22 protein-coding genes, 1 pseudogene and 1 riboswitch are annotated in these 24761 nt (G+C 59.5%); of the genes and pseudogenes, 15 read left to right on the top strand and 8 right to left on the bottom strand.

All coding sequences use genetic code 11. The annotated features are described in order from the left end of the window. Positions 1–70: 70 nt before the first annotated feature. On the top strand, positions 71–718 hold the full coding sequence (locus HWX44_RS07480; RefSeq protein ID WP_070516453.1) for an ECF transporter S component: 648 nt from the start codon (positions 71–73) through the stop codon (positions 716–718). Between the two features lie 327 nt (positions 719–1045). Continuing rightward, positions 1046–6001, top strand: a complete 4956-nt coding sequence (locus HWX44_RS07475) for a Rib/alpha-like domain-containing protein (RefSeq protein WP_175974000.1) — start codon at positions 1046–1048, stop codon at positions 5999–6001. A gap of 420 nt (positions 6002–6421) precedes the next feature. Here HWX44_RS07475 and HWX44_RS07470 read toward each other — a convergent pair whose 3' ends face one another. After that, positions 6422–7453, bottom strand: a complete 1032-nt coding sequence (locus HWX44_RS07470; protein ID WP_065422042.1) for an acyl-CoA thioester hydrolase/BAAT C-terminal domain-containing protein — start codon at positions 7451–7453, stop codon at positions 6422–6424. 264 nt (positions 7454–7717) lie between these two features. Next, a riboswitch (TPP riboswitch) is annotated at positions 7718–7829 on the top strand. Here HWX44_RS07470 and HWX44_RS07465 point away from each other — a divergent pair. The 9 genes and pseudogenes from HWX44_RS07465 to HWX44_RS07425 all read left to right on the top strand — a co-directional run bounded on the left by HWX44_RS07465 (position 7817) and on the right by HWX44_RS07425 (position 17517). Beyond that, positions 7817–8461, top strand: a complete 645-nt coding sequence (locus tag HWX44_RS07465; protein WP_070511301.1) for an ECF transporter S component — start codon at positions 7817–7819, stop codon at positions 8459–8461. It overlaps the preceding riboswitch by 13 nt. A 114-nt stretch (positions 8462–8575) precedes the next feature. Then, positions 8576–10018: pseudogene (locus HWX44_RS07460) on the top strand (ABC transporter ATP-binding protein). A gap of 103 nt (positions 10019–10121) precedes the next feature. Next, positions 10122–10844 (top strand): energy-coupling factor transporter transmembrane component T family protein, encoded by a 723-nt coding sequence (locus HWX44_RS07455; RefSeq protein WP_049157369.1) that lies wholly within the window; start codon positions 10122–10124, stop codon positions 10842–10844. A gap of 54 nt (positions 10845–10898) precedes the next feature. Further along, positions 10899–11501 carry a hypothetical protein gene (locus HWX44_RS07450; protein WP_070821426.1) on the top strand — a complete coding sequence of 201 codons (603 nt, stop codon included), beginning with the start codon at positions 10899–10901 and terminating at the stop codon, positions 11499–11501. A 315-nt stretch (positions 11502–11816) separates the two neighbouring features. Then, positions 11817–12188 carry a 30S ribosomal protein S12 gene (gene rpsL / locus HWX44_RS07445; RefSeq protein ID WP_046648492.1) on the top strand — a complete coding sequence of 124 codons (372 nt, stop codon included), beginning with the start codon at positions 11817–11819 and terminating at the stop codon, positions 12186–12188. Positions 12189–12194: 6 nt separating this feature from the next. Beyond that, on the top strand, positions 12195–12662 hold the full coding sequence (gene rpsG / locus HWX44_RS07440) for a 30S ribosomal protein S7 (RefSeq protein WP_046648491.1): 468 nt from the start codon (positions 12195–12197) through the stop codon (positions 12660–12662). A gap of 300 nt (positions 12663–12962) precedes the next feature. Beyond that, a complete protein-coding gene (gene fusA / locus HWX44_RS07435; RefSeq protein WP_070547327.1) occupies positions 12963–15089 on the top strand; it encodes an elongation factor G in 2127 nt (708 codons plus the stop codon). A gap of 363 nt (positions 15090–15452) precedes the next feature. Next, positions 15453–16643 carry an elongation factor Tu gene (gene tuf / locus HWX44_RS07430; protein WP_046648489.1) on the top strand — a complete coding sequence of 397 codons (1191 nt, stop codon included), beginning with the start codon at positions 15453–15455 and terminating at the stop codon, positions 16641–16643. 109 nt (positions 16644–16752) lie between these two features. Next, the gene (locus HWX44_RS07425; protein ID WP_071410140.1) at positions 16753–17517 is read left to right on the top strand and encodes a hypothetical protein; all 765 of its coding nucleotides are present in this window, start codon (positions 16753–16755) and stop codon (positions 17515–17517) included. Between the two features lie 368 nt (positions 17518–17885). On the opposite strand, the gene HWX44_RS07420 is transcribed toward HWX44_RS07425, so the two are convergent. The 7 genes from HWX44_RS07420 to HWX44_RS07390 all read right to left on the bottom strand — a co-directional run bounded on the left by HWX44_RS07420 (position 17886) and on the right by HWX44_RS07390 (position 22044). Further along, positions 17886–18995 carry an HNH endonuclease signature motif containing protein gene (locus tag HWX44_RS07420; RefSeq protein WP_175973998.1) on the bottom strand — a complete coding sequence of 370 codons (1110 nt, stop codon included), beginning with the start codon at positions 18993–18995 and terminating at the stop codon, positions 17886–17888. 92 nt (positions 18996–19087) lie between these two features. Then, positions 19088–19654, bottom strand: coding sequence for an alkaline shock response membrane anchor protein AmaP (locus tag HWX44_RS07415; RefSeq protein WP_175973996.1), 567 nt, complete (start codon positions 19652–19654; stop codon positions 19088–19090). Further along, complete coding sequence (locus tag HWX44_RS07410) at positions 19647–20225, bottom strand: DUF6286 domain-containing protein (protein ID WP_175973994.1); 579 nt, start codon at positions 20223–20225, stop codon at positions 19647–19649. The genes HWX44_RS07415 and HWX44_RS07410 overlap by 8 nt, the downstream gene beginning before the upstream one ends. After that, the gene (locus tag HWX44_RS07405; protein WP_246819152.1) at positions 20222–21106 is read right to left on the bottom strand and encodes an Asp23/Gls24 family envelope stress response protein; all 885 of its coding nucleotides are present in this window, start codon (positions 21104–21106) and stop codon (positions 20222–20224) included. Before HWX44_RS07405 ends, HWX44_RS07410 begins: the two co-directional genes overlap by 4 nt. Beyond that, positions 21106–21300 (bottom strand): hypothetical protein, encoded by a 195-nt coding sequence (locus HWX44_RS07400; protein WP_010189668.1) that lies wholly within the window; start codon positions 21298–21300, stop codon positions 21106–21108. Before HWX44_RS07400 ends, HWX44_RS07405 begins: the two co-directional genes overlap by 1 nt. Positions 21301–21332: 32 nt before the next feature. Beyond that, positions 21333–21638, bottom strand: coding sequence for a hypothetical protein (locus tag HWX44_RS07395; protein WP_175973992.1), 306 nt, complete (start codon positions 21636–21638; stop codon positions 21333–21335). 1 nt (position 21639) lies between these two features. Further along, positions 21640–22044, bottom strand: coding sequence for an Asp23/Gls24 family envelope stress response protein (locus HWX44_RS07390; protein ID WP_175974083.1), 405 nt, complete (start codon positions 22042–22044; stop codon positions 21640–21642). 729 nt (positions 22045–22773) lie between these two features. Here HWX44_RS07390 and rpsJ point away from each other — a divergent pair. Genes rpsJ through rplW form a run of 4 tightly spaced genes read left to right on the top strand, consistent with a single transcriptional unit; the run spans position 22774 to position 24732 of the window. Then, positions 22774–23079 (top strand): 30S ribosomal protein S10, encoded by a 306-nt coding sequence (gene rpsJ, locus HWX44_RS07385; protein ID WP_003848085.1) that lies wholly within the window; start codon positions 22774–22776, stop codon positions 23077–23079. Between the two features lie 35 nt (positions 23080–23114). Further along, positions 23115–23771, top strand: coding sequence for a 50S ribosomal protein L3 (gene rplC, locus HWX44_RS07380; RefSeq protein WP_046648479.1), 657 nt, complete (start codon positions 23115–23117; stop codon positions 23769–23771). Further along, positions 23768–24430: a 50S ribosomal protein L4 gene (gene rplD / locus HWX44_RS07375; RefSeq protein WP_010189650.1), complete on the top strand. Its 663-nt coding sequence runs from the start codon at positions 23768–23770 to the stop codon at positions 24428–24430. The genes rplC and rplD overlap by 4 nt, the downstream gene beginning before the upstream one ends. Further along, complete coding sequence (gene rplW, locus HWX44_RS07370; RefSeq protein WP_046648478.1) at positions 24430–24732, top strand: 50S ribosomal protein L23; 303 nt, start codon at positions 24430–24432, stop codon at positions 24730–24732. The genes rplD and rplW overlap by 1 nt, the downstream gene beginning before the upstream one ends. Positions 24733–24761: the final 29 nt, after the last annotated feature.

Raw genomic sequence — 24761 nt, 5'->3', positions numbered from 1 at the left:
GGTTCTCTTACAATAGCGTCAACAAAGCCACAAGAACCCCAGTGCTCATGCCCAGGAAAGGTACCGACCGATGACATTTCCAACCACAGGATTCGAAAAGCCTGCCCCGAAACCACGCGCGTGGACGGGCGTTGATGCTCTTGTTGTTGCCGGCTTTGTCATTGCTGGCGCGCTCCTATTGTGGGGAAGGGGAGCGTTTATTAATCGCTTGGTCATGGGGGAAGATGAGCCACTCCCAACGCATGTGTTGCTACCGCTGCTTTCCGGGACGGCGGCGCTCTTCCCCTTGGCCGGGCTATGTGCGGCCTTAACTGTCCAGAAACCGCTGGCCGCATTTGTGGGTTATGTCATGTCGGTCATGCTGGGTTATGCATTCAGTGGCGTCGTAGGCCCCAGAGCCGTAGTGGAGGTAGTAATCATTGGCGCGGTCATAGAAGCCGTTTTCTTCGGCTGCAAATACGCCCGCTTTGATTTTCTTAGCGGGAGCCTCGCCGGTTTTGCTGCGGTAGTGGTAAGCGGACTCGTGGGCATTATCGCCGGTGGTTTTGATGTGGAGCATCTTGCAACCCAGTTCGGCTGGATGCTTATTAGGCTCCTGGTCACCTTGGTCGTTGTGGTGCCGCTGGCCTATGTCATCGCAAAGGCGGTGCGGGCGGTGCTTCGACGCCATGTCCACGGGTGGGAGAGTGATACACCTCCGAAAATCAAGTCTGTGTAAGACACGCCGTGAATGGGCGATAGTTTTAGCTTCTCGTTACCCCCGTGAACACCCCATGGATAGGGGTGTAGCGGGGGTAATTTGCATGAGGCTTAAATTACGAAACTAATTCAACCTGTGAACGGTATAAACATTGGAGCTACCCGTGGCCAGCAGTTTTAGACATTTATGTTGATCAAACAGGCTATGACGTAAATACAGGTTAACCGCTTCGAGTTTGCTCGGAAAGTGGCGGAGGTAGTCTCGCGTCCAGTCGGAAGAACGCCTAGACTCAATCAACCGAGGGGCTGCTGACCGGTTTTAATTGTTCTCATGAAAGGAGTCTTCATGAATGTGAAGAAATTCAACGGTTCTGCCCGTCGTCGCGGTACGACGATTGCAGCTGTCGCGCTCTCTGTGGCAATGGTTGCGCCCTTCGTTCACCCAGTCGTAAGCCCGAATGCTGCGCCGGCTGCTATTGCTCAGGACTCCACGCCTGACCAGAAGCCTAGTGTGGATACCCGAGGCACTTCGGAAGCCACCGCTATCCGAGCGGACGGTACCTGGGGTCAGAAGCAGGGCTACCAAGGTACGGTCTATTTGGATCGTGACTCCGGCCCGGAGGCCCAGAATGAAGCTGACGAAGCTATGCCTGGTGTCAAGGTCTTCTTGCAGTATGTCAATGGCAAGGGTCAAGTTTCGCCGATCTACTACACCACCTCGGACTCTGAGGGCAAGTTTGTATTTGACCTGTCCAAGGCACCGAAGGACGGCCTGGGTAACCCAATCGAGTTCAAACTGGCTGGTGATGACAAGTTCCAGGTTCGAACCTGGGCTGAGAACCCGGATTCGGCAAAGTACACGCTAGCAGGCGGTGGCGACATGTACAGCGGTCGCTTCCACAACCGCCTGACCCGTAAGTGGGAAAGCTGGGACTTCACTGCTGGCATTAACCGCATCGTAGGCGCCAAGGTAGTATTCCAGGAGCGTCCGAACGTGGATGGTTGGCTCGCCAAGCCTGAAGCTGAGTGGACCGAAGCACCCACTGCCGATAAGAAGTGGCCTGAGGGCGGTCTTTATGGCACCGCGCGAGGTAGTGTTTGGTGGGAAAACAATGAGGTCATGGGTTCACTTCCCAATCAGTACTTCAAGGGATCTACAGACCGTGCTGCTACTAATATTAAGGTCGTAGGCTCGTATGTTAACGACGAAGTGGCCCGTCAGTTTGACGCTTGGAAGGACGCCAACGAAAACCATACCCGTGAGCAGTTCCGCGTTGCGCAAAAGGAAATCGTCGACGCATACCAGGCTGAGCACGGCGAAGGTTCCCACATTGCGGAGTCCCGCGTTGCCTATGTAAAGGACGATGGTTCCTTCTATCTGCCGTTTGCTGGCTTGTATGGCGTCAGCCACACTAAAAAGGGAAACAAGACCACTGATGAGGAGTGGGGCAAGCTCGTCTCTGCTGCGGAAGAAGAGCATGGCAACCTGATGCAGTGGAACGGCACACTTGGCCAGCGTCACCGCCACATCAACACGGACTATATGTACCTGTATCCGGTAGTTGGTGAGAATCGTGACCTGTGGATGGGTAACTACCAGGACAACATGTTCCAGCCCCCCCATGGCGGAAATCTCGGTATTGAAAACGCGTCTGCGAATATTTCTGTCCAGCACTTCGCTCTGCTGACTCCCCGCCCGATTCACGACGTCATCAACTACGATACCGCCTCTGCTATTGCTGCCCCTGGAGATACCGCCAAGTCGAAGACCACGGGCTTGGTTCCCAACCAGCAGTACGCTATTGAGTGGTTTGCAGACGGTGAATCCACCGGTGAGATCTGCACCGTCACGGCTAACGAGCTTGGTGAGCTGGAGTCCTGCGACTTCACCGTTCCGAACGATCTCTCCAAGCCAACTGTGTACTCTTCTCAGGTATTCGCTGCCGATGCTTCGGGTCAGCCAACGGGTACGCTCCTTTTGGCCGACTCCTTCTTGGCAGATCCGACCGTCGTTAAGTATGACGAGACCAAGGGCACTGCCAAGGAAAAGGATCTTGAAGCAAAGCCTTCTTTCGACAACCCGAATACTGATGCCGTTGAGGAGATGCCGGAAGGTGCAACCTTCGAGTTCGCAGACCCTGCCGCCGCCGAAAAACTGGGCCTGACAATCGACGCTAAGACCGGTGTGATCACCTGGCCTGCAGATAAGCAGGTTGAAGGCCAAAACGAGGCCCTGGTAAAGGTTACTTGGACCCCGGCTGAGGGGGCTGACCCGGTATCTCGCGAGGTTCCTGCGAAGTTTGACCTGAAGGCACCTGCTGCAAAGGACAATGAGACTTATGATCCGAAGGGTCAGGATCAGGAGGTTCCGGTAGGCGGTACTCCGGATCCGAAGAAGAACATCGAGAATGCTGGTGATCTTCCGGAGGATACGAAGTACGAGTACAAGGAGACCCCTGACACCAAGACTCCGGGTGAGAAGAACGTTACTGTTGTGGTGACGTACCCGGATGGTACGACTGATGAGGTCGAGACGACTGTCACGGTTACCGATACTCCGAAGTCTGATGCTGAGACTTATGATCCGAAGGGTCAGGATCAGGAGGTTCCGGTAGGCGGTACTCCGGATCCGAAGAAGAACATCGAGAATGCTGGTGATCTTCCGGAGGATACGAAGTACGAGTACAAGGAGACCCCTGACACCAAGACTCCGGGTGAGAAGAACGTTACTGTTGTGGTGACGTACCCGGATGGTACGACTGATGAGGTCGAGACGACTGTCACGGTTACCGATACTCCGAAGTCTGATGCTGAGACTTATGATCCGAAGGGTCAGGATCAGGAGGTTCCGGTAGGCGGTACTCCGGATCCGAAGAAGAACATCGAGAATGCTGGTGATCTTCCGGAGGATACGAAGTACGAGTACAAGGAGACCCCTGACACCAAGACTCCGGGTGAGAAGAACGTTACTGTTGTGGTGACGTACCCGGATGGTACGACTGATGAGGTCGAGACGACTGTCACGGTTACCGATACTCCGAAGTCTGATGCTGAGACTTATGATCCGAAGGGCCAGGATCAGACTGTAAAGGTTGGTGAGACTCCGAAGGCTGAGGATTCGATTAAGAATCCTGGTGAGTTGCCGGAGAACACCAAGTTTGAGTTCAAGGATCCGGTTGATACTAAGACTGAGGGTGAGAAGGATGCCATTGTTGTGGTGACTTACCCGGATGGTTCGACTGATGAGGTTCCGGTGAAGATCACCGTCAAGGACGATTCCACTGTTGTTCCTCCAGAGGACGATGACCAGAAGGATACTGATGGTGATGGTCTGACCGACAAGGAAGAAGAGGAGCTCGGCACCGATCCGAATAAGGCTGATACCGATGGTGACGGTATCAATGACGGTGACGAGGTCACCGGCGACGGTAACAAGTTCGACGGTAAGCCAACCGATCCGAAGAACCCCGATACCGATGGTGACGGCGTCAACGATGGTGATGAAGTCAACCGGACTGACGAGGATGGCAACCCGGCTCCGACGGACCCGAATAACCCTGACACCGAGGGTGATGGCATTAACGATGGGGACGAGAAGAAGGACGGTACGGATCCGACTTCCAAGGATTCCGATGGCGATGGCCTGACGGATGATAAGGAGAAGGAGCTTGGCACCGACCCGAATAACCCTGATACCGATGATGACGGTATCAACGACGGTGACGAGGTCACCGGCGACGGTAACAAGTTCGACGGTAAGCCAACCGATCCGAAGAACCCCGACACTGATGGTGATGGAGTCAACGATGGTTCCGAGGTGAATAACAAGGACAAGGATGGCGAGCCTGCGCCGACTGATCCGAATGACCCGAACTCCAAGCCGGGTGACAATGACCAGAAGGATACTGATGGTGATGGTCTGACTGACGAGCAGGAGAAGGAGCTTGGCACCGATCCGAACAAGGCTGACACTGATGGTGACGGTATCAACGACGGTGATGAGGTAGACGGCTCCAAGAACCCGTTCGATAAGGATGGCAACAAGGTTAAGCCGGGTGAAAAGGGCGCTCCTACTGACCCGACTAACCCTGATACCGATGGTGATGGCGTCAACGATGGTGATGAAGTCAACCGGACAGACAAGGATGGCAACCCGGCTCCGACGGACCCGAATAACCCTGACACCGATGGTGATGGCATCAACGATGGGGACGAGAAGAAGGACGGTACGGATCCGACTTCCAAGGATTCCGATGGCGATGGCCTGACGGATGATAAGGAGAAGGAGCTTGGCACCGACCCGAATAAGGCTGACACTGATGGTGACGGTATCAACGACGGTGATGAGGTAGACGGCTCCAAGAACCCGTTCGATAAGGATGGCAACAAGGTTAAGCCGGGTGAGAAGGGTGCTCCGACTGACCCGACCAAGCCGGATACCGATGGTGACGGCACCAATGATGGTGATGAGGTCACTGGCTCCAAGAACAACGGTAAGCCGACCGATCCGAATGACCCGAACTCCAAGCCAAACAAGCCGTCTAAGCCGATCGTTCCTGGTCCGTCCTGGCCGATTGATCCGAACAAGCCGGGTGAGGATGGCAAGGGCAAGGACTCCGATAATGATGGTCTGACTGACGATCAGGAGAAGGAGCTTGGCACCGATCCGAACAATGCTGACACCGATGGTGATGGCATCAAGGATGGTGACGAGGTTACTGGTTCCAAGAACCCGTTCGATAAGGACGGCAACAAGGTTAAGCCGGGTGAGAAGGGTGCTCCGACGGATCCGACTAAGGCTGATACCGATGGTGACGGCACCAATGATGGTGATGAGGTCACTGGTTCCAAGAACGACGGTAAGCCGACCGATCCGAATGACCCGAACTCCAAGCCGGGCAAGGTGGATAAGCCAGGTACGCCGGATGGTTCCGCCGATTGGGCTGGTTCTTCCAACCTGTCTGAGCGTTGCATCAACACCGGCCTTGGTATCGGTATCCCGCTGCTGTTCCTGATTCCGGTTGGTCTGGCTTCCCAGATGAACATTCCGGGTCTGTCGGAGTTTGTGGCTCCGATTAACAAGCAGATTCAGGATCTGAATACCCGTCTGCAGCAGCAGGCTGGTCTGTTCAACGGCCCGTTGGCTGACCAGGTCAATGGCATCAATGCTCAGCTGAAGCGCTTCGGTGCTGATTACCAGCAGGCTGCTGGTGCTGTGGCTCTGATTGCTGCTGGTGCTTTGGCTATCGGCCTGTTGGCTGATGCTTGTGCACCGGGTGCTGGCGAGGGTTCCTCCAACTAAGAGAACCGTAGGATGTGTCTCCTTTAACAACACCGCTAAGGGAGGAGCGTTAACCTCCCACCCAACCTGAGAGTTGATGGAGTAGGGCATTGCTGCCGGGGCATAAGACTCCGGTAGCAACCCCTAGTTCTCAACTTGCTTGTATTTGTTTGATACTTTTGTTTATTTGATATTTCCGAAATACATTTAGTTATTTCATTAAGTCTTGGGTCTCCACCGAAGCTTTTCCTTTCCTTAAGCTGCGTGTGTGGAGGCTCATGGCCACTGGCATCTTTGCCGGTGTGCAAGTACCCCGTTGCGTAGGTCAGAGGACGCGGCGGGGTACATCTTTATGTTTTGACGTGACTCGGCGTCGTGTTCCGTTGAAGTCTCCTTAGTCTTCGTCTGTCTCGGCTGTCATTGTCCTGCTGGGTATGTGTTCTAATGCGCGTGCCACTGCTTGAGGCGTTCAAACAGGATACGGTCGGAATCCACCTTGGCCAAGCGGTTGGCTGTGATTGTGCCGCCCATCATTGTTTCCCAGGACGGGCCGATGAGTTCGTCGATGTTCTCGTGGAAAAGGTGGCCGGCGTCTTTGTAGATGTGGGGCTCAAGGTTCTGGTTTTGTGCGGCCAGAGCTTCCGCGGCTACGTCGCCTTGCCACATGGCGTCCTCGGTGCCGGCGAACAGAAGGCCGTTGCCTTGGAAGTTGCTCAGGTCGATGACGGACTCGGGGCTAGCTGCAGCAGCGTCGGCCTCATAGCCGGCGCGGTAGGACACGGGCAGACCAAGCGCGAAGCGGAGCATAACCTTGCCCATTTCTGTTCCTTGTAATTTCGCAAAAGGAACGGGCTCACCGTGCCAGGAGAAACTACTCGTGGAGCCGCTGCCGCGCTGGTAAGTGAGGCTGCCGTAAGTGTGGTGCGCAGGCGTGTAGAGAACGATGTTGTCGATCTGCGGGTAGCGGGCGGCGAGATTGGCAGTAAGCTCCGCGCCTTTGGACGTACCGATAACAGTCAGCGGTGCGCTGCCGTTGCCGTACTCCTCAGCGTAGGCGAGGACCTCGTCAAAGAACTCGAGTGGGACCCCGTCGATGAATTCCTTTTGCCCGGGCTTGCCAAAGAAGTACAAGGCGAGCACATCGTACCCGGCGTCACGTAGCATTCGTGCCTGTTCCACGTTGGCACCGCCGTCCGAGCCGCCGAATACGATGACGGTGCCTGGATGTGTCTGTATGGATTGTTGTTCCTGTCCGGTGGCTAGCGGCGTGAGGTGGAAGCCCTTCATGTAGCGGCCGTCAATTCTTGAAACGCCCTCTTCTTTGAGGATGCGATCATCGCCACCTGCTGGTGGTTTGGGGGCAGCAAAACGCTTGGAATTGATAGAGCGGATTGCCCAGACACCGGCGGCGGGGGCAGCGATGCACACAAGAGGTATGCCGATTGCTTTGGAGATGACTTTGATTGCGGGCATAGAGGGGCGAGCTCCTTTGTGATTGGCTGTCACTCCAGTTTACTGATGCTTTTGGCTGGTGAAGTGTTGCGAGATGGCTTGATGGAGTGCTGGTGGCATGGGGGAGTAGTGAGGCTGCAGTGTGCTCTTAATGGTCCGGCTTGCTAAGCTGTCAGTGCTTTTGAGCGTGCTGAGCCGGTTCTTATTAGTGCTGGCGGCTGTACATAAAACAACAAATTAAACATCGTCACGGGTGCTTCCTCGTTCACACTGTGTTCTGCCTTTGAGGCTGCGTATGGGTGTCTCCGGAGGAGGCTGAGATGCCGCAGCGCAGCGGCGAACCGTCGAACCTGATCCGGATAATGCCGGCGAAAGGGAGGAATCATGAACTCTGTATCTCATGGTGGATCTGTTAATGGCGCAACTGCGAATGGCGCTGCTGCGCCGCGCAGTTTGAATTGGCGCGTCGTCGACATCGTGGTGGCCTCCGTGCTGGGTGTGGCGTGTGGAATCGTGTTCCTAGCGTGGAACACGGTGGGCTATGCCTGGTTCCAGGCCATGGATGCGCTCACGCCAGGCCTGGGTGGCATTGCCACCGGCATTTGGCTTCTTGGTGGTGTCGTTGGCGGTTTGATTATCCGTAAGCCGGGTGCCGCACTCTACGTGGAGCTGCTGGCGGCCATCGTGTCGGCGGTGCTGGGCTCCCAGTGGGGTATTAGTACGTTGTACTCCGGCATCGCGCAGGGCATTGGTGTGGAGATTGTGCTGGCCATCTTCCTCTACCGTCGCTTTAGCCTGGGCATTGCGATGCTCGGCGGCATGGCAGCTGGCTGGGGCGCGTTTGTGCTGGAGCTGTTTACCTCCGGAAACCTGGGCAAGACCCTGCAGTTCAACATCATCTACCTCGTCACGCTGAGCATCTCCGGCGCCATTCTGGCAGGAGCCGTGGGCTACATCGTGGTCAATGCGCTGGCGAAGACCGGTGCGCTGGACCGTTTTGCGGTCGGCCGCGAACAGCACAGTGCTTAAGCAAACGTTGCTTGTTGTGCGTTGCTTGCTGTGGATGCTTGTTGATTGTTGATGCTGAGCATTGACTGGTAGCTGAAGTAATGGCTGTTGCAAGGTGGCTGGTGGCTGATTCTGATGGCTGATGTGGGTTCGGTAGAAGATATGTCCGCGGGCGCGACGAAGCTTGTCGCACGCGGCTATGGCTGGACGCATGCGGGGAGGCGTGCGCCGGCGCTGGCGGATATTGACTTGGTTATATCACCGGGGGAGAAGGTCCTGCTGTGCGGAGATTCCGGGTCCGGGAAGTCCACGCTGCTGGCGGCCATTGCGGGCGTGTTGGGCGGCGATGACGAGGGCACCCGGGTGGGGGAAATCCTGCTGGAGGATGCCTCTGGTCACATCGAGCCGCCCGGCCGGACGATTCCGGTGGGCTTGGTGCTGCAGGACCCAGACTCCCAGGTGATTGCCGCGCGCGTGGGCGATGACGTTGCCTTGGTTGTGAGAATTTGGCGTATCCGCGCTCTGAGATTTGGCAGCGGGTGTCGGCGGCGCTATCGATGGTGGGGCCCGCGATGGACCTGTCTTTTCCCACGGAGCGTCTGTCCGGCGGGCAGAAGCAACGCTTGGCTTGGGCGGGTGTGATTGGCGGGCATGGTGTTGCTCGATGAGCCGACGGCGAACCTCGACCCGGAGGGCGCGCGCGAGGTTATTGAGGCCGTGTCCACCATGGTGGAGCGCACCGGGGCCACCCTTATCGTGGTGGAACACCAGCACGCGGCGTGGAGGGGTGTGCTTGACCGTGCGATTGAGCTGAAGGATGGGCGCATCGTCGCCGACGGTCCCGTGGAGGCTGTTGTTGCTTCGCGCTCTATCAGCGGTTTGCCGCGGGCGCGGGATGCTGGCGGGACGTCGCCAAGCAGCACTGGAAGAGCACCCGAATCGGCGGCGCTGTGGAGCACGGACCTGGTCACCCGTTTCGGGCCGCCGCGCAGCTACGCGCTGCCCCGGGGGATGTCCACGGTGATTACCGGGCCGAATGGTGCGGGCAAGACCACGTGGCTGATGACGGTGGCGGGGTTGCTTCCAGCAGTGGCCGGGGAGATTGGTGTGGCAGAGTACGTGCGGCGGGGGCTGAAAGGCTCGCCGTTGACGTGGAAGTCCCGGGAATTGGCGGACCGCATTGGCTTCGTCTTCCAGAACCCCGAGCACCAATTCGTCGCCCGCACGGTGGCAGAGGAGCTGCGCGTGGCACCCCGTGTCATGCACCGCGAGGTGCCAGAGGGGCGCATCGCGGAACTCGTGGAGGCACTACGCCTGGGGCATGTGCTCAACGCCAATCCGTTTACGCTCTCCGGTGGGGAGAAGCGCCGGTTGTCGGTGGCCACTGCGTTGGTCACGGCGCCGGAGGTGCTGCTTCTCGACGAACCCACCTTCGGCCAAGACCCCCACACCTTCACCGAGTTGGTGTGGTTGCTGCGGCGCATGGCGGATGAGGGGACGACGATTGCGTCGGTGACCCACGATCCGTTGTTCATCTCCGCATTGGGTAACCACCGAGTGGAGGTGAGCCGTGGCTGAGACAACTACGTCGTCGGCGAACGCAGACGGCGCTGGTCGCGCCGATCGTGCTGGCCGTGCAGGTTTACTGCACGGCGTGAACCCGCTGACCCGAATTTTCCTCATGTTCGTGTGGGTGAGCCCGCTGTTGCTCTCCGTGGATTGGGTCTCTGCGGCAGTGTCCTTGGCCATGACTTTAGTTTTTGCGCCCCTGTGCGGGGTGTCGTGGCCGCGCCTGTTTAAAGCTGGCTGGTTCCTTTTTCTTATCGCTCCGTTGTCCGGCATTTCGATGCTGCTTTACGGCGCACCGGGCGGGCGGGAGTACTTCAGCTGGTGGCTGATCACGGTTACGGACAACTCGATGGAGCTGGCCATCGCCATTACGATGCGCGTGCTGGCGGTGGCGCTGCCCATGGTGGTGCTGGCGCGGGATATTGACCCGACGGAGTTGGGCGACGCCCTCTCGCAGATCCTCAAGCTACCTTCCCGCTTCGTCATCGGTGCGGTGGCCGGGGTGCGCATGATGACGTTGTTCAAATCCGATTGGCAGTACCTGGCCATGGCGCGGCGCGCGCGTGGGCTGACCGACGAGGGCCGCATCAAGCACCTCATCACCATGTCCTTCGGGCTCTTGGTGCTAGCCCTGCGGCGCGGGGGCAAGCTGGCCACGGCGATGGAGGCGCGCGGTTTCGGGCGAACCCCACCGGGCGGTGGGCAACGCACATGGGCGCGGCCGTCCCGCCTTGCCAGCAGAGACTGGCTGGTGATGGTGGTGGGAACGGGCCTTGCGGCGCTTCCGGTGGTAGTTTCGGTTCTCAGTGGGTCCTGGAGATTCTTCGGACTCTAGGACGACTCTCTCAAAGCTGCACGCTAGACGTACCCAGAAGTGGTGAAGAAATACATGCAGGACGCGGACCGCACGGCCGACCAGGACAGCGGTAAGGACACTGCCCAGACGCACGCCGCCGAGATGGATCGGCTCTTGGCCGATGTGGTGGCGCTCGCCGCGTCGCGCAAGCGCCCGATGCGCCCAGTCACCGTGCTTATCGACGGCCCCTCGGGCGCCGGCAAGACCTGGGCTTCTGCAGCGCTGGCTGAGCGTACCGGGTGGCGGGTAGTCCACCTTGACGAGTTCTACCCCGGCTGGCATGGGCTGCAAGAGGGTTCAGAGATGGTTTCAGAGCAAGTGCTGCGGGAGAATAACCCGGGCTATTGGCGCTGGGACTGGGATGCCAACGCGCCGAAGGACTGGGCGAGCCTGGATGAGCGCGATGATCTGATCGTCGAAGGAGTTGGTTCTGTCACCGAGGCCACCGTGGCCGCCGCCAAAGAGCGCGGCTCCGTGGTGACGGTGCGTATCGACGGGCCACGCGAGAAGCGCCGCGAGCGCGCCCTGGAGCGCGACCCTGGCTATGAAGAGTGGTTTGAAACCTGGGAGCGGCAGGAAAAAGAGCACTTCGCCGAGCGCGCGGTGGAGGCGGACCTGACGTGGGAGTGGAGCTAACTCTCTAGTGGGTCCTTGTGGGCAGCATTGCGTGGCGCCACTGGCGTGGCCAGCCGGGCCGTGCTGTGTACGCCGGTCACTAACCATTGGGAAGTACGGGCACGTGAGATTTGGGCAGATCAGTGGGGTGGTGGTAGTCTGTCCAAGGTTTCATCTTTATAGGAGATGAAAAGTCTGATCGGTATCTCAACCATCCGCTGGGAGAGATTCGTTCTGGACATGCGGAAGGGCCCCGGAGAAGAGCCCCTATTTTTGCATGTTTGGACGTGTGAAAGCGGTCAGTTCAAGCCGAAGTCATAGAGAAAGACTAGATTTATGCCAACTATTCAGCAGCTGGTCCGCAAGGGCCGCCACGACAAGAAGGCCAAGGTTGCTACGGCCGCCCTGAAGGGCTCCCCGCAGCGCCGTGGCGTGTGCACCCGCGTGTACACCACCACCCCGAAGAAGCCGAACTCGGCTCTGCGTAAGGTTGCCCGTGTGCGCCTGACCTCCGGTATCGAGGTTTCCGCCTACATTCCGGGCGAGGGCCACAACCTGCAGGAGCACTCCATGGTGCTCGTCCGCGGTGGTCGTGTGAGGGACCTCCCGGGTGTTCGCTACAAGATTATCCGCGGCGCACTGGATACCCAGGGCGTGAAGGACCGTAAGCAGGCTCGTTCCCGCTACGGCGCAAAGAAGGGACAGTAATCAACAATGCGTAAGAATGCTGCACCGAAGCGTCCTGTAGTTAAGGACCCGGTTTACAACTCCGAGCAGGTCACCATGCTCGTGAACAAGATCCTGCGTGACGGCAAGAAGTCCACCGCTGAGCGCATTGTGTACGGCGCTCTCGAGGTCTGCCGTGAGAAGACCGGTACCGACCCGGTCGGCACCCTGGAGAAGGCCCTGGGCAACATTCGCCCGGACCTCGAGGTTCGCTCCCGTCGTGTGGGCGGCGCTACCTACCAGGTTCCGGTTGAGGTTAAGCCGGCACGTGCCAACACCCTGGCTCTGCGTTGGCTGGTTACCTTTACCCGTCAGCGTCGTGAGAACTCCATGATCGAGCGTCTCGCAAACGAGATCCTCGATGCATCCAACGGCCTGGGTGCTTCCGTGAAGCGCCGTGAGGATACTCACAAGATGGCTGAGGCTAACCGCGCCTTCGCTCACTACCGCTGGTAATCCCTCCGGTATAACCCGCCACATGGCATCATGGCTCGAACAGCGATATTATCGTTTACCTGCGCTGACACTGCGTGTTCTCGCTCCCCTTGGCGGAGCGCTCCACGCTAAACAGTGCGGAACCTAAACTTGAATAGCGTTGTTCGGGCCATTTTTATGGCGTGGGCTCCACGTCTCACGCTGACGTAGAAGCCCAGACGTGGCAAAATAGACCAAGACCTATCCATGAAGACGTCACCTATGTTTCGTCAGTGCATAACTGGCGTCGGCGTCGACGACAATTAAGTTGGGGTATTAACTGTGGCACAAGAAGTGCTTAAGGATCTGAACAAGGTCCGCAACATCGGCATCATGGCGCACATCGATGCGGGTAAGACCACTACCACCGAGCGCATCCTCTTCTACACCGGTATTAACCGCAAGGTCGGTGAGACCCACGATGGTGGCGCCACCACTGACTGGATGGAGCAGGAGAAGGAGCGCGGCATCACCATTACGTCCGCTGCTGTGACCTGTTTCTGGAACAACAACCAGATCAACATCATTGACACCCCGGGCCACGTGGACTTCACCGTTGAGGTTGAGCGCTCCCTGCGTGTTCTCGACGGCGCTGTTGCTGTCTTCGACGGCAAGGAAGGTGTGGAGCCGCAGTCCGAGCAGGTGTGGCGCCAGGCTGCTAAGTACGACGTCCCTCGTATCTGCTTCGTCAACAAGATGGACAAGATGGGCGCGGACTTCTACTTCACCGTCCAGACCATCATTGATCGCCTCGGCGCTAAGCCGTTGGTCATGCAGCTGCCGATCGGTGCTGAAGATGACTTCGATGGCGTCGTCGACCTGATCAACATGAAGGCGCTGACCTGGCGCGGCAAGGTAGAAACCGGAACCGAAGCCACTATCGAGGAGATCCCTGCCGAGTTGCAGGAGAAGGCTGAAGAATACCGCGAGAAGCTCCTCGAGACCGTCGCTGAGTCCGACGAAGAGCTCATGGAGAAGTACTTCGGCGGCGAAGAGCTGACCATTGAGGAAATCAAGGGCGCTATCCGCAAGCTGACCGTGAACTCCGAGATCTACCCGGTCCTCTGCGGTACCGCTTACCGCAACAAGGGTGTCCAGCCGCTGCTCGACGCCATTGTTGACTACCTCCCGAACCCGCTGGACATCGGCGAGGTCAACGGCACCTCCCTCGACGGTGAGGAGACCCTGACCCGTAAGCCTTCCGTCCAGGAGCCGTTCTCCGCACTGGCTTTCAAGATTGCCGTGCACCCCTTCTTCGGCAAGCTCACCTACGTGCGTGTCTACTCCGGCCAGGCTATCCCGGGCGAGCAGATGCTCAACTCCACCAAGAACAAGAAGGAGCGCGTGGGCAAGCTCTTCCAGATGCACGCGAACAAGGAGAACCCGGTCGAGCACGCCGACGCCGGTAACATCTACGCGTTCATCGGCCTGAAGGAAACCACCACCGGTGACACCCTGTGTAACCCGGACAACCCGATCATCCTTGAGTCCATGGACTTCCCGGACCCGGTTATCCAGGTTGCTATTGAGCCGAAGACCAAGGCTGACCAGGAGAAGCTGGGTACCGCTATCCAGAAGCTCGCCGAAGAGGACCCGACCTTCACCGTTCACCTCGACGAGGAGTCCGGCCAGACCGTTATCGGCGGTATGGGCGAGCTGCACCTCGACGTTCTGGTTGACCGCATGAAGCGCGAGTTCAAGGTTGAGGCCAACATCGGTAACCCGCAGGTTGCTTACCGCGAGACCATCCGCAAGAAGGTCGAGTCCCTGGAATACACCCACAAGAAGCAGACCGGTGGTTCTGGCCAGTTCGCAAAGGTCATCGTCACCATCGAGCCGTACAACCCGGAGCCGGAAGAGCTGGAAGAGGGCGAGTCCGCAACCTACAAGTTCGAGAACTCCGTCACCGGTGGCCGCGTTCCGAAGGAGTACATCCCGTCCGTCGACGCTGGTATCCAGGACGCTATGCAGTACGGCTTTGTCGCTGGCTTCCCGCTGGTGAACATCAAGGCCACCCTCGAGGATGGCGCTTACCACGACGTTGACTCCTCTGAGATGGCCTTCAAGCTCGCCGGCTCTCAGGTCCTCAAGGAGGCCGTCGCTAAGGCTAAGCCGGTTCTGCTGGAGCCGATCATGGCCGTTGAGGTTGTGACCCCGGAGGAGTACATGGGTACCGTCAACGGTGACATCTCCTCCCGTCGTGGCCAGGTCTTCGCTATGGAAGACCGCTCCGGCGCCAAGGTCGTCAAGGCCAAGGTTCCGCTGTCTGAGATGTTCGGCTACATCGGTGACCTGCGTTCTTCCACCGCTGGCCGTGCAAACTTCACCATGGTCTTCGACTCCTACGCTGAGGTTCCGTCCTCCGTGGCACAGGAGATCATCGAGGAGCGCACCGGCGCCAAGGCCTAACTTTTAGGCCCCTGCCGCAGAGGCGTACATGCGGGGCTGGTAGTCTTCGCCAGTGGAAGACCAGTTCCGCGCCTTGGGGTAGCGGTCGGCTGAGCGCACACGCTTGATGTGGGTTGAGCCGGCCGTTACCCTCCCAGGATCCGTTAATTTGATTCTTGTCGAGGGTCAACGTCCGCACGTGTTGGGCGGGGTTACCTCCTATTTAGGCAGTTTGAAAAAACTGCGGCATAAATCTAGGATCGTGTAACTGGCACGTAAGAAAGCGTCATTAGCGCTTATGAGCTTCGGCTCGAAGTGCCAATGGCAATACAAACCACGTGGCTGCGAAATACGTAGCCGCCATAGAGTCCAGGAGGACAAACAGTGGCAAAGGAGAAGTTCGAGCGTACGAAGCCGCATGTGAACATCGGCACCATCGGACACGTCGACCACGGCAAGACCACCACCACCGCAGCGATCACCAAGGTTCTGGCTGACGCTTACCCGGAGGAGAACACCGCTTTCGCCTTCGACATGATCGATAAGGCTCCTGAGGAGAAGGAGCGCGGTATTACCATCAACATCTCCCACGTTGAGTACTCCACCCCGAAGCGCCACTACGCACACGTGGACGCCCCGGGCCACGCCGACTACATCAAGAACATGATTACCGGTGCTGCTCAGATGGACGGCGCTATCCTGGTTGTTGCTGCAACCGATGGCCCGATGCCGCAGACCCGCGAGCACGTTCTGCTGGCTCGCCAGGTTGGCGTTCCGTACATCCTCGTTGCACTGAACAAGTGTGACATGGTTGACGATGAGGAAATCATCGAGCTCGTCGAGATGGAGATCCGTGAGCTGCTCGCTGAGCAGGACTACGATGAGGAAGCTCCGATCGTTCACATTTCCGCTCTGAAGGCTCTTGAGGGCGACGAGAAGTGGGTACAGTCTGTTATCGACCTGATGCAGGCTTGCGATGACTCCATCCCGGATCCGGTCCGCGAGCTGGACAAGCCGTTCCTGATGCCGATCGAGGACATCTTCACCATTACCGGCCGCGGTACCGTTGTTACCGGCCGTGTTGAGCGTGGCTCCCTGAACGTCAACGAGGACATCGAGATCATCGGCATCAAGGAGAAGTCGATGTCCACCACCGTTACCGGTATCGAGATGTTCCGCAAGATGATGGACTACACCGAGGCTGGCGACAACTGTGGTCTGCTTCTGCGTGGTACCAAGCGTGAAGAGGTTGAGCGTGGCCAGGTTTGCATCAAGCCGGGCGCTTACACCCCGCACACCAAGTTCGAGGGTTCCGTCTACGTCCTGAAGAAGGAAGAGGGCGGCCGCCACACCCCGTTCATGGACAACTACCGTCCGCAGTTCTACTTCCGCACCACCGACGTTACCGGCGTCGTCAAGCTGCCTGAGGGCACCGAGATGGTTATGCCGGGCGACAACGTTGAGATGTCCGTAGAGCTCATCCAGCCGGTCGCTATGGACGAGGGCCTGCGCTTCGCTATCCGCGAGGGCTCCCGTACCGTCGGCGCTGGCCGCGTTACCAAGATCCTGGGCTAATTCTTGCTAGGGCCTAAGGCCCTTCCTGATTTAGCAGGTCTGTGAGCCGCTCAATCCCTGATGGGGTTGGGCGGCTTTGGTGATCGTGGGCCTACTAGGCTTGAGAGTTATGTTCGACCCAACCCGCATTGACCGCACCCTCGCCGCACTGCGCGCCGCGTGGGAAGGCCAACCGGACCTTCCCCTGGGAACCCTGTTTGGCATGTTGGCGGCGGAGGGCTACGGCTGGGGCGTGCCTGACGACGAACTCAGCGCGCGGCTGGAGGCGATGGCGGCTGTGCATCCCCCGCTTGTGCCTCTCGACGCCAATCTCGTCACCGAGGGCCTCTGGCTCGTCGTTACGCCCACACACCGCGTGACACTAGCCCCTACGACTGCGGCCCCTCGCAATGTGGAGCAGAGCCGACAGGCGGAGTCTGTGGCGGTGGTGAGACCGATATCCAAGGACGGGCAGCGTGGCCAGCCGGTGGCGTGGACGGTGTCAGCCCTCCGGCCCGTTGGACCAGGACGACCGCTCGTGATTGCCGATGCCGAAGGCTTCGAGCATCGGTTTGGTGTCGTTGAGTCCGTCACGCGCTTGCGGGAGGACCATCGCAACCTGACGGGTCTTAAGCGGCGCAGCGTGGGGGACCGAGTGTGGTTCATCCGTACCGATTCCGAAACCATCATCCTTGACCATGGCCTCCACATCGTGGAGCGCAAGAACCGGGAGCTTGTCCGTACCGACTTCTCGTGGCACACCATCGAGGCCGGGGAAATCGGGGAACCGTTTCGCGTCCACCTTTCCCGGGGCACGCTGCACACCTTTGGGCGTATCCAGGAGGTCATTCTCGCTGAATCCGCGCCTTGGAACGAGTCCGCCTCGCCTTACTAGCGTGGCCCTGTTCAGCGCGCCGAAATCCTCGCGACGCTCGTAACCCGCTAGGTCTTCTGCACTTCTCGAGCAGATAGCCGCTAGCACGCTGTTCCGCGTTTTAGATCGCCGATGTGCCCGCTGAACTGTGAGGTTAACGCCTGAATCGTTGCGTGGGTTCGCCAAGTTCCCTGTCACCCTGGCTGTGGTTGCTGGGTCTCGTTCTTTAAGGGCTTAAGGATCCTGCCGTGGCTGCCCCTGTTGTATCCGGCGTCGAGTGAAGCGCAACCTGGGATCACCGATATCCCCGTCAGCATGGCTTTGTCTGACGGGTTCTTTCATTGGGAGCACCTTTGTCGCAGGTTACCGGCGCTTTTTGTGTTTGGGTGTTAGCTGCTGTCGGGTGGTGGGTCCGGTGGCTGTGCTGGCGCTGTGGCTGCTTTTTCGGTGGTGAGTCTGGCGACTGCTTCCTGGTATTCCGGCATCGCGGTGATTGGTGTACCCCAGGGTGGGATGAAGCTGACCCCGGTATTCAGCCGGTACATGTAGCCTCGCCCGGTGGGTTTTAAAGGGTCATCGTCGTTAATGCCGTTGTGGTAGGCGCACAAAAACGTCAGGTTCTTGATGTTGGTGTAGCCACCAGCCTGCCAGGGCACCAAATGATGGATTTGGCAGTAATCAGCTGGCTTATTACACCCAGGCCTAGAACAGGTGTGGAATTCAGCGTGCAGGGTAAGGCGTTGGTTGAAGTTTGCTCCGCGCTCGAGCCGCCAGGTGTTGATGGGCCCTTCAATGGGGTGCACGATGGTGGCGTAGCCTATTTCGGCAAACTTGTGGGTGAGGAATTCTGCCCCGGTCATGCGCGCACCGTTGGTGAGGTTGAGTTCGATCTCGTCGCCGTCACCGTTGATGATTTGGTCCAACTCATTCAGGGTGACGATGACTTGGGTGCGCACGGAAGGCTTAGTGCCGGTGGCTTGGTTGAAGAAGACGTCGTTGGCGGCTTTGAGTAGGTCGGTGTTGTTGGTGGATTCTAGGACTGCGCGCATGTTGGCAATCGTGGTGGCATCGTCAGTTATCGAGAGGGTGTTGGGCCCTTCGGATCTGTAGGTGATGCGCACACCGGGTTTGGCGGTTCTTTTACGTTTGAGTTCTTTAAGCCGTGCGGTGGCCACGGTGGGGATGCGGTGTGCGGGGGTGGCGGCGAGTTTGGCTCGGAGGTTCCACGCATCCAAGGTCTTCTTGACCTTCGACACGTAGGTTTCAATCAGTGTGAGGGTGCTCAGGCTGTGGCGTTGTTGAAGGGCTGCAGCACGGGCTTTGCGTTGTTTACCGGTGAAGCGGGTGGGGCCGAAGTACACCTGGTGCAGACCGGCAAGTTCGGTGGCATCGGAGGCATCCGCGCCGAGCGCGCGGAGCTCATCGGGTGTGCCAGGTATATGCTCCACCAGCGCAATCCCCGAGTTGCGAAGGCGGATGTAGGTGTCGATATCCCCCATGGGCACGAAGATTAAACCAGCACCCGCAACCCCGCAACCGGAAGAAGAAAAACCCTGCTCACGAGTAGTTTTGTGAGCAGGGTAGGTGGTATCTAGAGGACCGCGTTGCGCACCTTCGTGAAGTGGACCTTGTATCGCGTATCCACATCCACGTCAGGGAACGCGGCACGGAAGTCCCGGTCGTTGACCTCGATGGCGTCCTTAATTCGCAGGATCGGGGTATCGGGATCTGCCAGGACCTCGTACTGCAGAGTCGGCCGCGAGCGGTCGTAGGCGACGAGCCGCGAGACCTTCTCCACGCCCTCAACCTCAGCGAGGGTATCCGCCACCGCGCCTGCAATAGCGGACATCTCAGTTTTAATCGCGCCCTCCTCATTCGATTGTTCCGAAGAGACCGAGCTAAACCGATGGTGCCGCAGGTTGCTGATCACAAGCCACAGACCGGCTAGGGCGCAGACAATCGTCGCCAAGCCCAGCGCATAGGGCCGCCAGCCCTGCTCCGGTAAGCCCGCCCATGTGTCGTGGTCAACCCACGTTGCCAGGTAGGTGGCAAAGGACACGTCGAAGTGAATGAGAATCGGCCACGCGCCCAGAGCAATGAGAAGGGCTCCCACAATGGCAAGGATCGTACGGTCCACGCCGGCAAGCGCCTTAGACATTAGCGATCTCCTCCTGTTCGTCCTCAATCACCACGGTGATGTCCGGAGCCGGGGTAATAGCCGCGAGTGCTGCGGTTACCGCCTCAGTCACGCGCTCTTTAAGCTGCGCGTCGTCGGCATCGCCCGTCGCAGTCACCGTTATGCGCGCTTGGTCCTTAGAGATCCGCGCCCTACTACGCGCCGCCGTGGTTCCTGGCACCCGACGCGCCGTTGCCGACGCCACCCGCGCAATGTCCACCGCGCGCAACCACATCGACGCATCCTCGGAGTCAATCCGCACGTGCGTCGTCTTCCGCGGTGCACACGCCGCCCACAACAAAATCAGTCCGATGAGGATGGCCGCACCGCCGGCCACCAGCATCCACCCGTGGATCTCCGGGGAGGACATCACATCGATGAACGGCTGCAACCACGACGCAGCGCCCTCATCGGCACCCACGACCCAGGCCTCACGCCCCACGACCACGGCGGCGACGAGCAGGACGACGCCCAGGATGATGGTCCAGCCGCGCGCCGGCGGGGAGGCCTTCGGGCGTTGACCAAAGCCAACGGGCAGGGAGCTCTCACTCATAATGGCCTCCTATCGTTGATCGTGATGGCGCGCAGCGGCGCCGGGCGCGGGACGTCTACCCGGCGTGTGAACTGGGCCGAGGGCCGAATCTCAATCGGGCGCAGCTGGAGCGGCTCGGCGTGCGGGGAGCGCAGCGCTGGTGCCTGTGGAACGTCCACGTGCCGCGGCTGGACCGGGCGGGGAGTAGTGATGCGGCGCAACGCGAATTCCTGGGGCGACGCCACCGAACGAACGTTGACGGGCGCGGGGTCAGCAATAACGCGCAGCGGCCGCGGCGCTGCCGTAACGATTGGCCGCAGCTCGTCGTAGCGCTGCTCTGAAGGGCCGAAACCTTCCGTGCGAACCGCAACCTCGGATGGCGTGGCAACACCCCGCACCCGCGGTCCCTCCGGTGCCGCCACGGCACGTACCGGAGCCTCGCGTGGGGCCGCGATGTGGCGCACGGGCGCGCCGTGCGCGGTGGTGATGGGCTTGAGGACACGCTCCGGAACAATCGCCGGGATCTGCGCCGGCAGCGGCGCCCGTGTCTCGACCGCCAAGGCAGTCGTGCGTTCGCCTGCCACGGCGCCACCCACGGTGACGTTGACGCGGGTGGTCCGGAAACCGGTGAAATCACGCACGGCCTCTCGTATCGCCGTGCGAACGGCCGCTGCAACGTCGGTGACGGGGGAGGGCCAGTAGACGGCGATATCGACGTCGACAGCGACCATCTGCGTATCCGGATCCATCTGCGCCATCACGCGCGGAAAGGCGCGGCCGGCCAGGCCGGCAAGTTTGGCGTCGACAGCCGCGGTTCCCGGCACACTCGCGATGGCGGAGCTAATCACCTTCTCCATCGCGCGCAGAGAAAAGCGGGTGCGGCCGTGTTTGGCGGTGCTCACTAGCCTCGGCCTCTATCCTGGCCGACCACGCCCTTCCATACCGCAGTGAGGTCGATGCGGCCGTCGAAATGCGCGCCAATCACGCCACCGACTGCGGCGAGCAGCACCGCGAGCGCGACGTACCACACGCCGAGGTAGATGAAAAAGGCCAGAACCAAGCCGGCGATCACGCCGAGGGAGGTGTAGTTCTTCATGGTTTTCCTTTAGTTCTGTATGTCGGTTCCTTTTAGACCGCGTCGTCGAAGACAACGTCCACGCGGCGCACCGCGGGCCAGGTGGCGCGGACAGTGGTGCGGGTGGCGTCGCCAAGCTCGGCGAGGGGAACGCCAGCGCTGACATCAACGACGATGTGCAGCTCCAGGTGCGTGTCATCCTGCGGGCTGGGGCGGCGGATGCCGTGCACGCGCTCACCGGGGAAGAGCAGCGCGACCTCCCCGAACCGGCCGGGCGAAAGCTTGGCGACGCCCCTCAGATCCGTCACCGACTCCGCTATGGACGTGGCAATGGGGAGGGTAAGCTCGGCAGAGGTCACGTTATGCCTGGCCCTGGGTAACTGCCGGGGCCGTTTCGGCGGACTCGTCTTCTTCGCGCGGTAGCTTGACGTCGTGGACGACGACGTCGACGCGATCGACGGACAGGCCGGTCATGCGCTCGACCGCATTCATGATGTTGCGGCGAATAGCCTCGGCAAGCTCGTGGATGGCCACGCCGTACTCGGCGATGATAGCGATATCAATGGAGGCGGTGCCGTTGTTCACCTCGACGGAAACACCCTGGCGTACGTCCTCGGAAGCACCGAAGGATTCACGGATGGAGCCCATCATGCGGGCGCCACCGCCGCCGAGCGCGGCGACGCCGGAAACCTCGCGGGCAGCGATGCCGGCGATCTTGGACACAACGACATCATCGATGCGGGTGGTGCCAAAATCGGTCTCCAGGTTCTGTTCGCTCCGGGGGGGCCGGGTGGCGTCGTTAGCCGGGGCGGTCTGCTGGCGACGTCCTTGGGGTGGTTTTCAGCCATGATGGATCCCTCTCACTGTGTAGTTGATTTAGGTCTGTATCTACGCCACGAGCTTAACCGCGAACGCGGAACACGGGGCGGCGGAGAGTCAATCCTTGGCCAAAACGTGATGTTACCCACTGTTTCCGCAGGAGTTTGGAAAACGCGAGGTTACGCTTAAATACAGGGGTTGCTTTAACACAGCGACGTAGCCGCAGGCTGATGCCTGTAGGGCGTTGTTGCTGGTAAGGCGAACATGACACCTTTGTTGTGGAGTTCTTCTGGAACAACACGCGAAGGTCATCCGATCGGGCTAGGTCCGCGCTTGAGCAGAGACAATCCCGAGAAGATGGACCGGAGAAGGGGCATGGCAAATAAACAGCGGCAGTATATGAATAAGGCTTTGGTTGCGGATCTTTAAGATCTAACGCCCCAGTCTTCTTCCTATTTACTTTGACTACGGGTCTTGTACCCCGTCACGAGCACTGCACTCTGGGCTTTTGCCTTAAGTCACTCTCGTGGTCGTCATGACAGTCAGACAACTGGCGTTGAGCCATGGCTTCCAGCCCGGACAACGTTATAGAGAAATCGAGAAGCAATTTCCCACCGCTTCACGCCCCGGATAGGCCGGGAATGTGAAAGTGGGGAAGCGAGGAAGAGGATAAGCGTGGCGGGACAAAAAATCCGCATTCGGCTGAAGGCCTACGACCACGAGGCCATCGACGCTTCTGCTAAGAAGATCGTCGAGACCGTTACCCGTACGGGTGCTCGTGTTGTCGGCCCGGTGCCGCTCCCAACCGAGAAGAACGTATACGCCGTTATTCGTTCTCCGCACAAGTACAAGGACTCTCGCGAGCACTTCGAGATGCGCACTCACAAGCGCCTCATCGACATTCTCGACCCGACCCCGAAGACCGTTGACGCCCTTATGCGCATCGACCTTCCGGCAAGCGTCGACGTGAATATCCAGTAAGCGATCGACACAACGTATTTGGTGGAGAACAAACAATGAGTGAAAACGAGATCAAGGGAATTCTGGGCACCAAGCTCGGCATGACCCAGGTCTTCGACGAGGAGAACCGCGTTGTGCCGGTGACCGTCGTCGAGGCTGGCCCGTGCGTGGTTACCCAGATCCGTACTGTAGAAACCGATGGCTACAACGCCATCCAGATTGCCTTCGGTGAGAAGGACCCGCGCAAGGTCAATAAGCCTGCAACCGGTCACTTCAAGAAGGCTGGCGTGACCCCGCGCCGTTACGTCGCTGAGATCCGCATGGACGATACCTCCGCATACGAGGTCGGCCAGGAGGTCAAGGTGGACATCTTCGAGGGCGTTACCTTCGTTGACGTCACCGGTACCACCAAGGGTCACGGCTACGCTGGCGCCATGAAGCGCCACGGCTTCGCAGGCCAGGGCGCTGCCCACGGTAACCAGGCTGCCCACCGCCGCGTTGGTGGCATTGGTGGCGCTTCGTTCCCGGGCCGCGTCTTCAAGGGTAAGCGCATGGCTGGCCGCATGGGCCAGGACCGCGTGACCACCCAGAACCTGAAGATTCAGAAGATTGATGCCGAGTCCAACCTGCTGCTCATCAAGGGTGCTATCCCGGGTGCGCGCGGTGGCCTCGTCACCGTTAAGACCGCAGTGAAGGGCGGTGCACACGCATGAGCAACCTCAAGCTAGACGTCCAGACCGCTGACGGTAAGACCAACGGCACCGTTGAGTTGCCGGCCGAGCTCTTTGACACCGAGGCATCCATTGCTCTGATGCACCAGGTTGTCAACGCACAGCTCGCTGCCGCTCGTCAGGGTACCCACAAGACCAAGACTCGCGGCGAGGTCCGCGGTGGTGGTCGCAAGCCGTTCCGCCAGAAGGGCACCGGCCGCGCCCGCCAGGGCTCCATCCGTGCGCCGCACTACACCGGCGGTGGCACCGTGCATGGCCCGGTTCCGCGCGACTACTCCCAGCGCACCCCGAAGCGCATGATCAAGGCTGCTCTCTACGGCGCACTGTCTGACCGTGCACGCAACGAGCGCATCCACGTCATCGAGGAGCTCGTCCCGGGCCAGACCCCGTCCACCAAGCAGGCCAAGGCTTTCATCGAGCGCCTCACCGACCGCAAGAATGTTCTTCTGGTCATCGGCCGCGAGGACATCAATGCTCGCCGCAGCGCCAACAACCTGCCGAACGTCCAGATCCTGGATGCCGGCCAGCTGAACACCTACGACGTCCTCTACTCGGACGACGTTGTGTTCTCCGTTGAGGCTCTGCACACCTTCGTCGAGCGCGCTACCGGCGCCGCCGAGGAAGCTAAGGAGGAGAAGTAATGGCTAAGCTCGCTAACCCGCGCGACGTCATCATCGCACCGGTTGTGTCCGAGAAGTCCTACGGCCTGATGGAGCAGAACGTCTACACGTTCTACGTCTCCACGGACTCCAACAAGACCCAGATTAAAGATGCCGTCGAGCAGATCTTCGGCGTGAAGGTTGCTTCCGTGAACACCGTGAACCGTGCAGGCAAGCGTAAGCGCACCCGCACCGGCTTCGGTCAGCGTAAGTCCACCAAGCGCGCCTACGTGACGCTCCGTGAAGGCAGCGACTCCATCGACGTCTTCGGCGCAGGCGCTTAAGCCCCACCGAAGAGCCGAAAGGAAAAGGA

This window comes from Corynebacterium sp. Marseille-Q2823, assembly GCF_903645345.1.
Lineage (GTDB): Bacteria > Actinomycetota > Actinomycetes > Mycobacteriales > Mycobacteriaceae > Corynebacterium > Corynebacterium hiratae.
The sequence above is the reverse complement of the archived record's forward strand: the minus strand, read 5'-3'. Positions and strand labels throughout refer to the sequence as shown.

What these genes read in the sequence shown, in the direction of transcription:
- HWX44_RS07480 (WP_070516453.1), top strand. Translation starts at nt 71, where the DNA reads ATGACATTTCCAACCACAGGATTCGAAAAGCCTGCCCCGAAACCACGC.
- HWX44_RS07475 (WP_175974000.1), top strand. Translation starts at nt 1,046, where the DNA reads ATGAATGTGAAGAAATTCAACGGTTCTGCCCGTCGTCGCGGTACGACG.
- HWX44_RS07470 (WP_065422042.1), bottom strand. Translation starts at nt 7,453, where the DNA reads ATGCCCGCAATCAAAGTCATCTCCAAAGCAATCGGCATACCTCTTGTG.
- HWX44_RS07465 (WP_070511301.1), top strand. Translation starts at nt 7,817, where the DNA reads ATGAACTCTGTATCTCATGGTGGATCTGTTAATGGCGCAACTGCGAAT.
- HWX44_RS07455 (WP_049157369.1), top strand. Translation starts at nt 10,122, where the DNA reads ATGTTCGTGTGGGTGAGCCCGCTGTTGCTCTCCGTGGATTGGGTCTCT.
- HWX44_RS07450 (WP_070821426.1), top strand. Translation starts at nt 10,899, where the DNA reads ATGCAGGACGCGGACCGCACGGCCGACCAGGACAGCGGTAAGGACACT.
- rpsL (WP_046648492.1), top strand. Translation starts at nt 11,817, where the DNA reads ATGCCAACTATTCAGCAGCTGGTCCGCAAGGGCCGCCACGACAAGAAG.
- rpsG (WP_046648491.1), top strand. Translation starts at nt 12,195, where the DNA reads ATGCGTAAGAATGCTGCACCGAAGCGTCCTGTAGTTAAGGACCCGGTT.
- HWX44_RS07425 (WP_071410140.1), top strand. Translation starts at nt 16,753, where the DNA reads ATGTTCGACCCAACCCGCATTGACCGCACCCTCGCCGCACTGCGCGCC.
- HWX44_RS07420 (WP_175973998.1), bottom strand. Translation starts at nt 18,995, where the DNA reads ATGGGGGATATCGACACCTACATCCGCCTTCGCAACTCGGGGATTGCG.
- HWX44_RS07415 (WP_175973996.1), bottom strand. Translation starts at nt 19,654, where the DNA reads ATGTCTAAGGCGCTTGCCGGCGTGGACCGTACGATCCTTGCCATTGTG.
- HWX44_RS07410 (WP_175973994.1), bottom strand. Translation starts at nt 20,225, where the DNA reads ATGAGTGAGAGCTCCCTGCCCGTTGGCTTTGGTCAACGCCCGAAGGCC.
- HWX44_RS07400 (WP_010189668.1), bottom strand. Translation starts at nt 21,300, where the DNA reads ATGAAGAACTACACCTCCCTCGGCGTGATCGCCGGCTTGGTTCTGGCC.
- rplC (WP_046648479.1), top strand. Translation starts at nt 23,115, where the DNA reads ATGAGTGAAAACGAGATCAAGGGAATTCTGGGCACCAAGCTCGGCATG.
- rplD (WP_010189650.1), top strand. Translation starts at nt 23,768, where the DNA reads ATGAGCAACCTCAAGCTAGACGTCCAGACCGCTGACGGTAAGACCAAC.
- rplW (WP_046648478.1), top strand. Translation starts at nt 24,430, where the DNA reads ATGGCTAAGCTCGCTAACCCGCGCGACGTCATCATCGCACCGGTTGTG.